Consider the following 13,966-nt stretch of genomic DNA (forward strand, 5'->3'; position numbering starts at 1 on the left):
GCTCTCCAACGCGCAGGATCGCGGTCAGCGCGGCGAGGAGGGAGGTCGGGTCCGCCGACGCCCGACCGTGCGGCCGCCGGACCGCGCGACCGCCGGACCGCGCGGCCCCGGGCACCGGCCCCGGGCACCGGCCCCGTCCGCGGCCGTCCGGTGACCGGATCCGGCCAGTAACGGGGGTTGCCGGGGCGGGATCGAGCACCCACGCTTTCCGGAACCCCCGTGACACCTGCGGCCCCTCCGGAGAAAGGCCCGACATGCGCCTCGCCACCCACTCCAGCGGAGACGGTGAGCGCACCGCCCTCCTCGTGCACGGCGGCGCCGCGCTGCACCGGACCTGGCACGCGGTCGAGGGCGAGCTGCTCCGGCGCGGCTACCGGGTGGTCGGGGTGGATCTGCGCGGACACGGGGACAGCCCGCGCGGGGCGTACTCGATGGAGGAGCTCCGCCAGGACCTGGTCGACACCCTGCCGCCCGGGGCCGACCTGGTCATGGGGCACGCCATCGGCTGTGTGGTGCTGTCCCTGGCCCTGGACCAGCTGCGCCCGGTGCGGGCGGTCCACGTGGACCCGGCCTTCCGTGTCCCGCCCCAGCCAGCCGGGGCCGCTGAGCGGATGCGGGAGGTGTTCGCCACCGCCGACGCCGCCCGGGTGCGCGAACTCCACCCGCTGTGGAGCGAGGAGGACGTGCGGATCGAGCTCGCGGGCTTCGCCGCCGTCGACCCCGGCTTCCACGACTGGCTGGCCCGGGAGGTCGCGGGCAGGGACCACTTCCCCAAGATCGCCGAGGTGCCCTCGCTCGCGGTGGTCGCTGGGGTGGGTTCGCCGATCGGACCCGAGGGCGCCCGGACCCTGGAGGAGCGCGGGTTCACCGTCCGCACCGTGGAGGGGGCCGGGCACTGCGTGCACCGCGACGATCTGCCGGGCCTGCTCACCGCCCTCGACGGCTGGATCTGACCGGCTCTCGGCATACCCGCCCCCGGAACACCCGAACAGGCGTCCCGCGCCCAGGTCAGCGGGGTGATCCCTGGCAGGCGGCCAGGGCGCTGCGCCACATGGCGACCGACTCCCAGAACCCGTTCGGCGGCTCCTCCGGGGCGAGCATCCACATCCGCTCCCAGGCGGGGGACGCCCGACCGGAGATCTCCGGTCGCGCCTCGTAGGGCGGGTCGCCGCTGATCGGGAACCACAGGTAGTCCAGTGGGTCGATGAGCGCCATCAGGCGTTCCTCCACGCCCCGGTCGGGGCGCACCTTGGTCAGGACCCAGGGGCGGTAGCGCCGCAGGACCTCCAGTCCGCCGGAGACCACGTCCGGTTCGGTTCCGGCGGTGTCGATCTTGACCACGGTCGGGAAGGTCGCGGCGGTCTCGTTCCAGCGGGACAGGGTGCTCGTGCGCACGGTGATGTGCGCGAGCCCCGTCCGCCTGGTGTGGACCAGCCGGTTGCACATGTCGTTGTGCAGGGCGCGGCGCAGGTGCCCGGAGCCGTTGTGGTTGCTCAGGGCCAGGTCGACGACGGTGAAGCCGAGGTTGGCGGAGGAGGAGACGGCGCGCGCGGCCGAGGCGATCTCCGGGGTGGGTTCGAAGGCGAAGACGGGGCGGCGGGTGCGCGCGGCGGCCAGGATCGAGTACACCCCCACTCCCGCGCCGACGTCGAGGACCGCTCCGGGGCTGGTGTGGTCGAGCATCGCCATGAAGCTGGCGAGGCTGTCGGGTTCGTGCCTGGCCAGCCCGGAGCCGGCCAGGCGGCGGGGAACGGTGAGGTAGCCGGGGAACTGGAGGGTGAGCGAGTCCGGGCCGACCTCGCGTCGGCCGTCCGCGGGGCGGGGCAGGTCCAGTCGGACGCTGCGGTTGCGCGGCGGAACCCGGTCCGGGTCCAGCCCGCCGAAGCGTCTGGGGAGGTGGGCGCGGAGCTGCCGGGTGGCGAAGCGCACGAACGGGTACCGGTGTACGAGCGCGCGTAGCTGGTCTTGGACCACGGTGTCTTCCCCTCAGTGAACGGTGTCGCGGTGCCCGGCCGCACTTCGAACCTACTCTGTGTAGCCACTTGGGTGCACTGTGTTTTGATGATTGATTTCTGGTGCCGTCGTCCGCTTTTCGGCGGCAACGGCACGGCCGACCCGTTGGTCCGCATAGACTCTGACCTTGTGAGTCTGTCTATCGGGATCGTCGGCCTGCCCAACGTTGGCAAGTCCACCCTCTTCAACGCGCTGACCAAGAACGACGCTCTGGCCGCGAACTACCCGTTCGCGACCATCGAGCCCAATGTCGGAGTCGTCGGCGTGCCCGATGCCCGGCTCGCGAAGCTGGCCGAGATCTTCGGCTCGGCGAAGATCCTGCCTGCCACGGTGGACTTCGTCGACATCGCGGGCATCGTGCGCGGCGCCTCCACGGGTGAGGGCCTGGGGAACAAGTTCCTCGCCAACATCCGTGAGAGCGACGCCATCTGCCAGGTGATCCGGGCCTTCGAGGACGCCGACGTCACCCACGTCGACGGCGACGTCGAGCCCTCCCGCGACATCGAGACCATCAACACCGAGCTGATCCTCGCCGACCTCCAGACCCTGGAGAAGGCGATCCCGCGCCTGGAGAAGGACGCCAAGCGCAACGCCAAGGACAAGGACTCCCAGGAGCTCCTCAAGGCCGCCAGGGCCGCGCAGGAGATCCTCGACGAGGGCGTCTCCCTGTCCCAGGCCAAGGACGTCGACCTGGACCGGCTGCGTGAGCTGAGCCTGCTCACCGTCAAGCCGTTCATCTACGTGTTCAACCTCGACAGCGACGAGCTCGGCAACGAGGCCCTGCGCACCAAGCTCCAGGAGCTGGTCGCCCCGGCCGAGGCCATCTTCCTCGACGCCAAGATCGAGGCGGAGCTGGCCGAGCTGGAGGACGACGAGGCCCAGGAGCTGCTGGAGTCCCTCGGCCAGACCGAGTCCGGCCTGGCCCAGCTCGCCCGGGTCGGCTTCGCCACCCTGGGGCTGCAGACCTACCTGACGGCCGGGCCCAAGGAGACGCGCGCCTGGACGATCGACCAGGGCGCGACCGCCCCCGAGGCGGCCGGGGTCATCCACACCGACTTCCAGCGCGGCTTCATCAAGGCCGAGATCGTCTCCTTCGACGACCTGGTCGCGGCCGGGGACATGCAGTCCGCGCGCTCCGCGGGCAAGGTCCGCATCGAGGGCAAGGACTACGTGATGGCCGACGGCGACGTGGTGGAGTTCCGCTTCAACGTCTGATCCATCCGAAACCCACACGGGGGCGTGCCGACCACCTCGGCTCGCCCCCGTTTCGTGTTTTCGGGAGCCAACTGCCCCTTTAACCCGAAGGCCGGACCAGCTGCAGCCTCCCCTGCTCATCGATGCGCATCAAAGCCTGTGAGGGGTTGAAAGCGATCTCCCACAGGTGCCCGTCGGGGTCGGACAGGTAGCCGGAGTAACCGCCCCACTCCTTAGCCACGGGCGCACGCACCTCAGTGGCGCCCGCCGCGAGCCAGGCGCCGAAAACGGTGTCCACCTCCGCGGCGCTGTCCAGGTTGACCGCGAGCGTCACCCCGCGAAAGCCTTCCCCGGCCGACGGCACCCCGGCGTCCTCCGCCAGTGCCTCCCAGCCGTACAGGGCCAGCACCGGGCCGGTGGTCGGTAGGAAGACGATGTCACCGAGGTCGTGGCGGCGCTCGAACCCGGCGCGCTCGTAGAAGTCGGCGGCGGCCGCGACGTCGCGCACGCCCAGGGTGATGAGGGAGAGTCTTTGGTCCATGCGGCGCACCCTACGCCCCGGTGCCGGTTCCGCCGGTCCTCTCTTCCCGGTTCCGTTCGTGGGCCAGCAACCCGAGGACAATCAGGGTCTGGGCGGCGATGTAGGTGCTCATCACCCAGAAGCCGCCCTGGGGCAGGTCCCAGCCGGGGGCAAAGGCGCGCAGGGCGATCAGGGCGTCCGAGACCAGGAACAGCGCGCCGCCGATCGCGACCCGGGGGTTCAGGCCGGTGGCCAGGATTGCCATCAGGCCCAGGATGAGCCCGTAGAGCAGCACAGGCACCAGCAGGCGGCCGGTGTGCGGGGCGCACAGCCACACCAGGACGGCCACGAAGCCGACGTAGGGGATCAAGAGCGCCCGGCGTCGGTACAGGGCGCTCCGGGCCCTGTAGGGCCAGAAGGCCACCACGTAGACCACCTGGGCGACCAGAAAGAAGCCCACCATGAGCAGGAAGGCGACGTCGCCGGAGGCGAAGGCCGGGGCGGTGTCGCCGAGCCAGGAGAACACCAGGGCGACGATCGCAAGCGTGAGCAGCCGCTCCCGCGGCCGCCGGACCGCGGCGACCAGCACCAGCGCCAGAGCGGGCATCAGCAGGACTTGGGTCGGCCGCGACCAGTCATCGAGACCGAGCAACTGGATTCCCAGGTGCACGAGGGCGAGCAGCCCGAAGAGCACCAGCAGGACACGAGTGAGGGGAATGTGGGGGATCGTCGCGACATCCTAGCCACCGGACCCGCTCGAGCCGGATGGTCATCCCTCTGCCGCCCCGCGCCCTCGCCGCACCCCGGTAGCCTGCGGATACCGCATCCGCTACCGACGAGGGCGGGGAGTTTTCACCATGGCCGTTACAGCGAGTCAGGCGCGCGGGTCCCTTCCAGCTCTGATCAAGCGAGTCAACGACGACCACGAGGCGGTGGAGATCGTCTCCAGACACGGCAGCGCCCTCCTCGTCTCCGCGGAGGACTACGCCGCTCTGCGCGAGGGCGCCTACCTCATGCGCTCACCCGCGAACGCCCGCCGTCTGTTGGAGTCCTATGAGAACGCCTTGGCGGGCTCCGTCTCTGAGCGAGAGCTGATCGACCCTGACACAGCGGGGGACGACGAGTGAGGAGGCTGGTCTTTGAGGACCACGATTGGGCCGTCTGCACGTCGCCGCTCGCCACCACTACTGATGCCTGAGGCTCACGTCATCCTGGACATCCTGGGCGCCGCTTCGAGTACCGCCCGCTTCAGCCCCGTCTCGAGGGCAGAAGCCCCATCAGGTCCAGGTCGACCTTGAAAGGTACCGGGCGCTGGAGGAGTCCCCGGAAGATTCCTGCTGGGGCGTAGACGCCCGTGGGTTCGTCGAGTTCGTAGACATGGGTGACCGGAAGCCCGTCCTCCTCCTCGATGCACCAGTAGTGCGGGATCCCGGCTTCCGCGTATTTGCGAAGCTTGACGTTGCGGTCTCGGTGGGCGGACTCGGGGGAGACCACCTCTACGACCAGCAGAACGTCTTCCGGCGCGTACCACGTTCGATCCGGGTCGTAGGGGGCGCTGGTGGCCAGGAGGTCGGGTTCAGGGCGACTGCGTGAGTCGAGTCGGATCGTCATCTCACGTTCGACCTCGACGCCCTCGGGGGCCTGTTCCATCAGGGCCGTGGTCAGGCCGGTGACGAGGCGGCCGTGCCAGGAGCGCTGGGGGGACATCATGAAGACGAGTGCTCCGTCGATGAGTTCGGTGTGCCGGGGCGCTTCCGGAAGGTGGTCCAGATCCTCCGCGAACCAGCCCTCCTCGCGAGGAGGGCGCATCCATTCGGGCAGAGCGGTCATGCTCCCAATGTACCGATCCCGGCTGTCGTGGCCCGTGTGACGGAGGGGTTTGGTGTGGCTCCGGTTACATCCGGTCAACGGTTTCCTGGCCGTGAAGGACACACCTTGCTCTCCGACCGGTGACTAATCCCTTTACGGTCAGGCCAGAAATGCGTTGAAGTGCGCAACCGTTGGATGACTTCGGTGGTGAATTGCCGCACTTTGGGTATTTTTGTCAGGTTTCTTCACCGGGTGCAATGTGCCGTTGGCGGGGAAACGCGGACTCGTCCTGGCCGCTCCCAACCCGCACAATGCCTCACTATAGGGATGGGGTAGACAAGGGCATGGCGGAAGGCGTCGGTTGCGGCGCGAGGAAGACCGGGCGTCGGCGCAGGGGCCGGCGCGTCACTGTGTGCGGGAGATGGAGGCGGGGATGGCCAAGACGGCGCGGCGCGACACCGGGGTGCGTGACCGGGCGGACGACGTCGACGACGAGCTCGACGCCCCGCGCCCCCGGAAGCTGCGGGCCGGGGCCGGTGGACGCTGGTGGGTCGGTGTGGGACGCGTGCTGCTGTGGGCGTTCGTCATCGTCGTCATCTTCAACGGCATCTGGTTCCCCATCCGCAACGGTTTCTCCCTGCCCACCTCCGCCGCCGAACCCGAGGCCACCGAGACGGTCCAGTTCCCCGAGACAGCCGCGGCCGCCTTCGCGCTCCGCTTCGCCGACGCCTACCTCGACACCGCCGATCCCGAAACCCGGCAGGCCGCCCTGGCGACCTTCGTCCCCGAGGGGCAGGCGGGGCGGCTCAACCTCCCCGCGGACAGCCTCACCGGGGAGAACCTGACGGTGATCGCGGTGGACGTCCACGACGAGCACAACGCCGTGGTGGTCATCCGCGCCGACGTCAACGGGGAGGCCATGAGCCTGGAGGTGCCCGTCTACAGCGACGGCTCCTCGCTGGTGCTCTCCGGTGGCCCGGCCCTGCTTGCCGCGCCCGCCCGGGCCGAGCTGCCCGCGGCGCCCTCCTTCGACCAGGACCCCCGGGTCGCCGAACAGCTCGAGAGCGTGCTCACCGGTTTCTTCGAGGCCTACGCGGAGGAAGCCGGTCACCTCGACCGCTATGTGGAACTGGGTGCCACGGTCACCCCGCTTCCGGCGAACAGTGTGGAATTTGTCGAACTGTCCGATATCACGGTGCCATCCCAGTCCTCGACCGGGGATGATGACGTACGACAGGTGGCGAGCACCGTGGTCTGGGCCCTGCCTTCCGGCGACACCGGTGAAGGCACCGGGGAAGTCGGGCAGATGGTGCAGAACTACCTGGTCACGGTCGTGAACTCCGGTAACGAGTGGTACGTGCGTGACATCCAGGGTGCCCCGCACTCGTTCGGCGGCTGATCGACGGACAACGGGGCCTGTAGGCAAGGAGACGAGAAGAACCATGCGCTCACCAGTAACGACAGCGGAGGAAGACGCCTGACATGCTCCCCCTGTTGTCCGCCACGGCCGACTCCATGACGGCCCTCGGCTCCACTGACCTGACCTCCCTCGCGGTCGAGGCTCCCCCCGCGCAGAACGCCCCCGACACCGGCGGCCTCGCGGACTTCCTGCGCGGCTTCTTCGGGCCGCTCTTCCTCGTCATCGTGTCCATCGTCGCGATCTTCTTCCTGTTCACCAGGGAGATCACCCGCTTCATGCAGTTCATCATCCTGGCGATCTTCATCGGGATCGTCTTCTACGTTCCCGGCATCATCGAGGTCATCGCGGTGGCACTCGCCCGAGCGATGGGCGTATCGACGGATTAGGCGAGGGAGGCCGGAAAACGTGGATCTGCCCACGTACACCAACATCTGGCGTATCGAGAAGCGGCTGTACAAGCTCTACGATTTCCGGCTGCCCATGCCGCTCCCGGTGGGGACCTTCGGGGTCGCGCTGGGTGTGTTCGCGCTGTGGGTGGTGCTGCTCAGCATCGTCAACGCCCCGTTCGACTTCGGCAACGGCTGGCACCTGGTGCTGTGGGTCGTACCGCCGGGGGTGATCACCGTGCTGGCCACCCGGCCGGTGATCGAGGGCAAGCGCCTCACGGAACTGCTCATCTCGCAGGCCCGGTTCCTCACCGAGGCCCGCGTCTACACCCGGCTCGCACCCGAGTACGAGCCCGCCGAGGTCAGGGTTTCGGTGCGCGTGTGGCACCGGCACCCGGAGGCCGGGCCGCTGCCCCTGACCCGCGCCGCGGCCCGCAGGGCCCAGGCCGAGGAGGAGGCCGCCCTGGAGCGCGCCGCCGAGGCCGAGGAAGCGGAGGCCGCCGCCCCCGGTGAGCTGGAGGGAGCGGAGGAGGCCCCGGTCCGTGGGAGCGGCCGCCGCGCCGCGCCCGAGGCCGCGCCGCCGCTGCGCGGTGTGCCCGCGGCCGAGCCCGAACCGGTCCGTGCTGTTGAGCCCGTCCGCGCCGCCGAACCCGCACCCGAACCCGCTGCCGTCCCTGACGACGTCGAGTACACCCCCGCCCGGAGGGTCCCGGTCGCCGCCGCCTCGAGCGCGCACGCCCCGGCTCGCTCCGGTACTGCTCCGATTCAGGAGGACGATGCCGTGGCGGAGCCCCGGAACGAGTCCGAACACCGTGAACTGGCCGCCGACGCAACCGACCTCCCCGCCGACCCCCCCGCGGACCGCCCTCGCGGGGTCGGCCGCCGCATGCTCAACTACTTCGGTTTCGCCCTCGGCCCCGACACGGACTGGGCCGACTCCGACGACCAGGGCCCGGGCGAGCACGAGGGCCGCGGTGGCCGCGAGCGCGACCACGACCGCGGCCACCGGGCCCCGGAGCGGAACCTGCTCGACGAGGACGTCGACTTCGGTGAGCCCCTCTACGTCACCGAGGAGGACGAGCAGCGCGACCGCGACCAGTGGTTCGCCCAGCTGCGCGCCTCCTCCGGCCAGACGCCCCTCGGCCTGACCTCCAAGGGCGCCTACGCCGCCAGTGACACCACCGCCATGAGCAGTGCCGAACTCGCCGAGGCGGTCAGCCCGGCAGAACCCGGACCCGCCCCGAAGGGCTCGGGTGAGCGGCCCCGTGCCGAACCCGAGGAGCGCACGACCGGGCAGCGCGGGGAGGGGTCCCCCGCCGCCCGCCGCCTGCGCGGCCGGGTCCAGGGCATCCAGGTGGCCAAGGAGCACGCCGACCGCCGCGAGCGCGACGAGGCCGGGGAGGGCGCGGAGGCGCCCGAGGCGGCCCAGCGGTCTGTTCCCGTTCGTGAGCGCGCCCAGCAGACCCCGCCCGCCCGGACCTCCAAGGCCAGGGGCCGGGCGCTCCCGGAGACGGGGAACCGGGACGAGCGTCCGGCCAGGACTCGCCGCCAGGGCCGCCCGCACGCCGCTCCGTGGGCCCTCGAAGCCGAGGAACAGCCCGCGGCCTCCTCCGGTCAGGCCGACTACCCGGGGCTGTCCGACTACGCGGCCCGCTACGCCGCGGCCTCGGGTCGGCCCTCGATCGCCGATGACGTGGCGGCCGCACCGTGGCTGCCCCCTGCATCGTCCGCCCCCGAGGACGAGCCGAGTGAGGAGCCGGGTGAGGAGCTGGCGGCTCGCCCCGAAGCCGGCCAGCGGGCCTCCGCCGCCGCACGGAACCCCGGTACGGCCGCTGCCGAGCCGAGCACCGCCGAGCCGAGCACCGCCGAGCCGGGCGCCGCCAAGCCGCCGCTGCAGCTGGACCACGGCACCGGCGAGCACGAGGCGATGCCGGTGGAGCCCGTGGAGGAGGACCCCGCCGAGCGCGGCCCGGAGTGGAGCGAGCACATGTCCGTGCTCGACCAGCACCTGATCACGGCCGACACCCCGGCCCCGCCCCGGCCGAAGTTCGCCGACGCGGTGCCCAGCCGGGAGCGCGACAGCGAGCGCCGGGACCCCTCGGAGTGGTTCGACGACGGCAAGCGCCGCCACCCGGACCAGCCCAAGGTGGGGGACAAGGACAACCCGGTGATCGCGGTCAGCGAGATCCGCGAGGAACGCCGCGCCGCCGCCGAGGCCCGGGAGAAGGAAGCCAGGGAGAAGGCGGAGCGCGAGCTCAGGGTCCAGCAGCAGGAGGAGGCCCGCGAGCAGGAGGAACGAGCACAGCGGGCCCGCGAGGAGGCCATCCGCAAGGAGGCCGGGGAGGACGACCGGCGCGCCGCCGAGGCCGCTGCCGCCGCCCGTGTCGACGAGCCCAAGCCGTCCACCCAGCTCGACCACGGCACCGGTGAACTCGTGAGCTTCGTGGAGGTCCGCAAGGACCCCCGCACGCCCACCCCGAGGTCCAGTGCCACCGCGTACGAAACCGCCGACCCCGCGCCGCCGGTCACCAGGTCGGGGGAGACCAACGCGGCCTCCCACCCGCCGGAGGGCGGCGCCGCTACCGAAACCCACCCGGCGGCGCAGGCCCCGGTCCGGCCCACCGAGGCCGAACTCGCCGAAGCGGAGGCGGCCGCCCTACGCGCCCGACGGGCCCCAGCCGGGACCGAGGCCCAGGACGCCCCGGACCGGCCCGACGACCTCTCCCGCACCATGCGGGCAGCGTCGCCGGAGACCACCGCCGAGCAGAAGGGATCGGTCGAACCCGACCGGGCCCCCCAGACGGCGGGCGGGGACCGCACAACCCCCGAAGCTCAGGACACTCACGCGTCTCATGACGCTCACGGGTACCGCGAGTCTCACGGTGCTCAGGACACCCACGAGGGCAGCGGATCCCACGGCGCCCAGCACACCCCGTCCGAAGCTCCGGCTTCGCAGGCGGGGCCCGACTCCCACGACGGGGTCTTCCACCGGGTCGCGCAGAACGCGCGGCGGATCGGGCAGCTCTTCGGGCAGCCGACGCCGGGGGAGGAGCCCGAGCCGTCGCGGCGGCCCGAGTCCGCCCACGACCAGGCCAAACCCGACCTCGAGCTCGACCACGGCACCGGCGAACAGGCCCGGCTGGGCGACACCCCCAACGGGGTGCCCTCGCAGCGGCCCGAGCCCGAACCGGTCCAGCGCGCGGAGGAGCCCGAGCCCCAGCCGGTGGATTCCGCTGTCTCCGGCGGTACCCGTGGCTGGCGCCGACTGGCCAAGGTCGTCACCGGGGGAGCGGCGCCGGTGCGTTCGGATCTGCCCGCCAGTGACATCGAGCGGCTGCGAACCCCGCTGGCCGAACCGCGCTCCCTGGTCGTCCTCGGCTGCACCGGCGGCGCCGGGCAGACGGTGACCGCCCTGATGATCGGCCACACCCTCGCCGCGCACCGCGACGACCGGGTGGTGGCGGTCGACGTCAACCCCGGACCGAACGGCCTGTCCCGCCGGGTCGGCGCCCAGGCCCCGGAGACCCTCACCGCACTGTTGGCCAACGCCGACTCCGTGGACGAGTACGAGCGGATGCGCGCCTACGCGGGTCGGGCCGGGACCGGACTGGAGGTCGTGCAGACCCTGGACGACCCCTACGTGCAGACCCTGGACGACCGCGACTACGGCCAGCTCTCCGCCCTGCTCGGCGGGTTCTACGGGGTGACGCTGCTGGACCCTGCCGCCACCGGTGTGGCCAGGGCCCTGCCCGTCGCCGACGGCCTGGTCCTGGTGGCCCCGGCGAGCGCGGACGCCGAGCGCGCCGTCTCCATGACCTTCGAGTGGTTGGACGGCAACGGCTACGCCAATCTCAGGGCCAACTCGGTCCTGGTGGTCAACGGCGTGAGCAAGCGCAGCCTCCAGGACGTGGACTCCGCCGAACGGGTGGCCCGCGGTCGCTGCCGCGCGATCGTGCGCATCCCGTGGGACGACCACCTGGGCGCCTCGTACACGAAGATCGACGTCGGTGCCCTGCGTCCGGCCACCAAACGCGCACACGGGGCCCTGGGCGGGGTTCTGGTCAACGCCCTCGCCCCCGCCGCCAGCGCCCCCTGAAGGCACAGGCGGTGAAGCACGCGGGCGGCCCGCACCCCTGCTCGGGTGCGGGCCGCCCGCGTGCGCGGCTCCGTCAGGAGCGTTCCGGCCGGACGCGTCCTCTCCCCGGCCACGTCCGACGGTTCACCTGCTGCGGTTCGCCTCCGCCGGGGTCCCTAGCTTCCCGCCGGGACGGTGTCCCGTGCGGCGAGGAACTCCGGGCGGGCGTCGCCCGCGCTGAACGGCTTGGTGCACGCGTTGTCCACGCTGTTGAACACCACGAACACGTTGGAGCGAGGGTAGGGCGTGATGTTGCCGCCCGACCCGTGCATGCAGTTGGAGTCGAACACGGTCACGTCGCCCGCCTTGCCGGTGAGCACGTCGATGCCGTGCCGGTCGGCTAGCAGGTTCAGCGACGCCTGGTCCGGGGTGCCCACGTGCTGGCTCTTCAGCGAGGCCCGGTAGTGGTCCTCCGGGGTCTGGCCCACACAGGAGACGAAGGTCCGGTGCGAGCCCGGCATGATCATCAGGGCACCGTTGTGGGTGAAGTTGTCGGTGAGTGCCACGGAGAAGCTGACCGCGCGCATCCGGGGCATGCCGTCCTCGGCGTGCCAGGTCTCGAAGTCCGAGTGCCAGTAGAACGAGCCGCCGCCGAAGCCGGGTTTGTAGTTGACGCGGCTCTGGTGCACGTACACGTCGGATCCGAGGATCTGGCGGGCGCGCTCCACGAGGCGGGGGTCGTTCACGAGGTCATGGAAGACCTTGCTCACCTTGTGCACCTCGAACACCGAGCGCACCTCGTCGGAGCCGGGTTCGACCACGACGCGCTCGTCGGCGCGCAGGGCGGGGTCGGCGCTGAGGCGTCGGAGTTCGGCGCGGTAGGACTCGACCTCGACCGGGTTCACGACCGACTCGACCTGCGTGTAGCCGCGGCGGTCGTAGTCGTCCAGTTCCTCGGGGGTGAAGGGTCCGTTCGGGGCACCATCCCCCGGGCCGCCGTGCCAGACGACGGGGTCCCTGCGGTAGAGCAGCGCGGGTTCGGGTGCCTTACGGGTCGGGTAGTCGTCCGCTGTCGGAAGATCCATTTGCAGAGTCATGGCGCTCCCCTCGAGGGGGTGCTCCTCTCGGCTGGGGTCCTTCGTACGACATGCGAACTTAACAAACCCGGGCGGCCTGGACCGTGTTGTTCTTTTCTGTCGGTGTTTACATGTTAATCATCTGGGTATTACTGCCATACTATATAGGCGAAAACGAATGGCGCCCGGAGGTTCTTCCTTCGGGATTTTTCGTTCCTTCGGGATCTTCCCCGGCGTTCACCTGCGCGGTTTCGCGGAGTGTGATCCTGCGGGGGCGATCCGCTCCACCCCTCTTGTTCGTCCAGCTCACCCCGGAGCGGCGGTGAACAACCGAACCCCGGGCCGTCCACACGGGGACTTGTGCGTGATCTATTTCACAAGCATCTGAGTCAGATCTCGGTGCAAAACTGGCCCGGTCCCCGCCTTGGTTCCGCTCGCGCCCCGCCGTCGTTATTCGCGGGCGGCCTCCGATTCACGGGGAATTCTCGCGCGGGGTCTGGCACCGAGATCATCGTTACTTCACAGTAGTGGGGTCCGGATTTCCTCGACCCGCTCAAGAGGAGAAACAGGTGACCCCCTTCCCCCGCGTGCTCGCACGCGCCGCGGCGACCGTTTCGGCCGCCGCCGTGGTGATGGTTCTCGGCTGGGCTTCCCCGGCCGCCGCCGACCACACCCTGCCCCCGAACATCCCCAGCGACTCGGCCGCGCAGACCCAGCTGAACTCGCTCACCGTCGCCGCCAAGGGCCCGCAGGACGGCTACGACCGAAGCCTCTTCCCGCACTGGAACGTGGTCGACAGCCCCTGCACCTCCCGCCAGGTGGTGCTCCAGCGCGACGGCCACGACGTCGTCACCGACTCCAACTGCCAGCCCACCTCCGGCAGCTGGTGGAGCGCCTTCGACGACGAGTGGGTCTACGACGTCCCCGGCGACATCAGCGTCGACCACCTGGTCGCGCTCAGCGAGGCCTGGAAGACCGGCGCCGCCGACTGGTCCACCGCCCGGCGCACGGAGTTCGCCAACGACGTCACCAGCTCCCAGCTGTGGCTGGCCACCCCGTCCAGCAACAGCTCCAAGGGCGACAAGGACCCCTCGGAGTGGATGCCGCCCAACACGGCCGTCCACTGCGACTACGCCAAGTCCTGGATCAACGTGAAGTACGTCTACGACCTGACCGTCACCTCGGCCGAGGAGTCCAGCCTCCAGAACACCCTCGACACCGCCTGCTAGCGGACACCGCTCGCTGACGGCGAACCCCGACGCGGCCCGGCCCCCCCGGATCCGGCCGGGCCGCCCCCGCGTCCAGTCCCACCCCGCGTCCATTCCCCCGCGTCCGGCTCCGCCCCGTCGTTGTGGTCCGCCCCGCCCCGTTCCGGCCTCCCCCCATTTCGGTTCCGGGCCGTTCCGAGCCGCAGCGGCCCGGCCTCGCTCAGGGATTCTGGCGCGCCGTAACCCGGTTTGCTTCTGTGCGCCG

At 70.9% G+C, this 13,966-nt stretch carries 12 protein-coding genes; 7 read left to right on the top strand and 5 right to left on the bottom strand.

The window, feature by feature from the left end; all coding sequences use genetic code 11:
• The first annotated feature begins 254 nt into the window (after positions 1–254).
• Positions 255–953: an alpha/beta fold hydrolase gene (locus tag HNR07_RS31195; RefSeq protein WP_184369706.1), complete on the top strand. Its 699-nt coding sequence runs from the start codon at positions 255–257 to the stop codon at positions 951–953.
• 55 nt (positions 954–1,008) lie between these two features.
• Here HNR07_RS31195 and HNR07_RS31200 read toward each other — a convergent pair whose 3' ends face one another.
• Complete coding sequence (locus HNR07_RS31200; RefSeq protein WP_184369709.1) at positions 1,009–1,974, bottom strand: FkbM family methyltransferase; 966 nt, start codon at positions 1,972–1,974, stop codon at positions 1,009–1,011.
• Positions 1,975–2,142: 168 nt separating this feature from the next.
• On the opposite strand from HNR07_RS31200, the gene ychF reads away from it, so the two are divergent.
• Positions 2,143–3,228, top strand: a complete 1,086-nt coding sequence (gene ychF, locus HNR07_RS31205; RefSeq protein WP_184369712.1) for a redox-regulated ATPase YchF — start codon at positions 2,143–2,145, stop codon at positions 3,226–3,228.
• 79 nt (positions 3,229–3,307) lie between these two features.
• Here ychF and HNR07_RS31210 read toward each other — a convergent pair whose 3' ends face one another.
• Together HNR07_RS31210 and HNR07_RS31215 are read right to left on the bottom strand one after the other, a co-directional pair.
• Positions 3,308–3,748 (bottom strand): VOC family protein, encoded by a 441-nt coding sequence (locus HNR07_RS31210; protein ID WP_184369715.1) that lies wholly within the window; start codon positions 3,746–3,748, stop codon positions 3,308–3,310.
• 10 nt (positions 3,749–3,758) lie between these two features.
• The gene (locus tag HNR07_RS31215; RefSeq protein WP_312894026.1) at positions 3,759–4,421 is read right to left on the bottom strand and encodes a lysoplasmalogenase; all 663 of its coding nucleotides are present in this window, start codon (positions 4,419–4,421) and stop codon (positions 3,759–3,761) included.
• A 163-nt stretch (positions 4,422–4,584) separates the two neighbouring features.
• On the opposite strand from HNR07_RS31215, the gene HNR07_RS31220 reads away from it, so the two are divergent.
• Positions 4,585–4,854, top strand: a complete 270-nt coding sequence (locus HNR07_RS31220) for a type II toxin-antitoxin system Phd/YefM family antitoxin (RefSeq protein WP_184369718.1) — start codon at positions 4,585–4,587, stop codon at positions 4,852–4,854.
• Between the two features lie 121 nt (positions 4,855–4,975).
• Here the strand turns inward: HNR07_RS31220 and HNR07_RS31225 are convergent, their stop codons facing one another.
• A complete protein-coding gene (locus HNR07_RS31225; RefSeq protein ID WP_184369721.1) occupies positions 4,976–5,557 on the bottom strand; it encodes a Uma2 family endonuclease in 582 nt (193 codons plus the stop codon).
• A 412-nt stretch (positions 5,558–5,969) separates the two neighbouring features.
• On the opposite strand from HNR07_RS31225, the gene HNR07_RS31230 reads away from it, so the two are divergent.
• The 3 genes from HNR07_RS31230 to HNR07_RS31240 all read left to right on the top strand — a co-directional run bounded on the left by HNR07_RS31230 (position 5,970) and on the right by HNR07_RS31240 (position 11,438).
• Entirely contained in the window at positions 5,970–6,935 is a 966-nt protein-coding gene (locus HNR07_RS31230; RefSeq protein ID WP_184369724.1) for a conjugal transfer protein, read from the top strand.
• An 83-nt stretch (positions 6,936–7,018) separates the two neighbouring features.
• The gene (locus tag HNR07_RS31235) at positions 7,019–7,342 is read left to right on the top strand and encodes a hypothetical protein (protein WP_017580620.1); all 324 of its coding nucleotides are present in this window, start codon (positions 7,019–7,021) and stop codon (positions 7,340–7,342) included.
• Between the two features lie 19 nt (positions 7,343–7,361).
• Positions 7,362–11,438, top strand: a complete 4,077-nt coding sequence (locus tag HNR07_RS31240; RefSeq protein ID WP_184369727.1) for a TcpE family conjugal transfer membrane protein — start codon at positions 7,362–7,364, stop codon at positions 11,436–11,438.
• Positions 11,439–11,593: 155 nt separating this feature from the next.
• On the opposite strand, the gene thpD is transcribed toward HNR07_RS31240, so the two are convergent.
• Positions 11,594–12,514 carry an ectoine hydroxylase gene (gene thpD / locus HNR07_RS31245; protein ID WP_246420595.1) on the bottom strand — a complete coding sequence of 307 codons (921 nt, stop codon included), beginning with the start codon at positions 12,512–12,514 and terminating at the stop codon, positions 11,594–11,596.
• Positions 12,515–13,062: 548 nt separating this feature from the next.
• On the opposite strand from thpD, the gene HNR07_RS31250 reads away from it, so the two are divergent.
• Positions 13,063–13,722, top strand: coding sequence for an HNH endonuclease (locus HNR07_RS31250; protein WP_184369729.1), 660 nt, complete (start codon positions 13,063–13,065; stop codon positions 13,720–13,722).
• Positions 13,723–13,966 lie beyond the last annotated feature (244 nt).

It is taken from the genome of Nocardiopsis metallicus, from assembly GCF_014201115.1.
Taxonomy (GTDB): domain Bacteria; phylum Actinomycetota; class Actinomycetes; order Streptosporangiales; family Streptosporangiaceae; genus Nocardiopsis; species Nocardiopsis metallicus.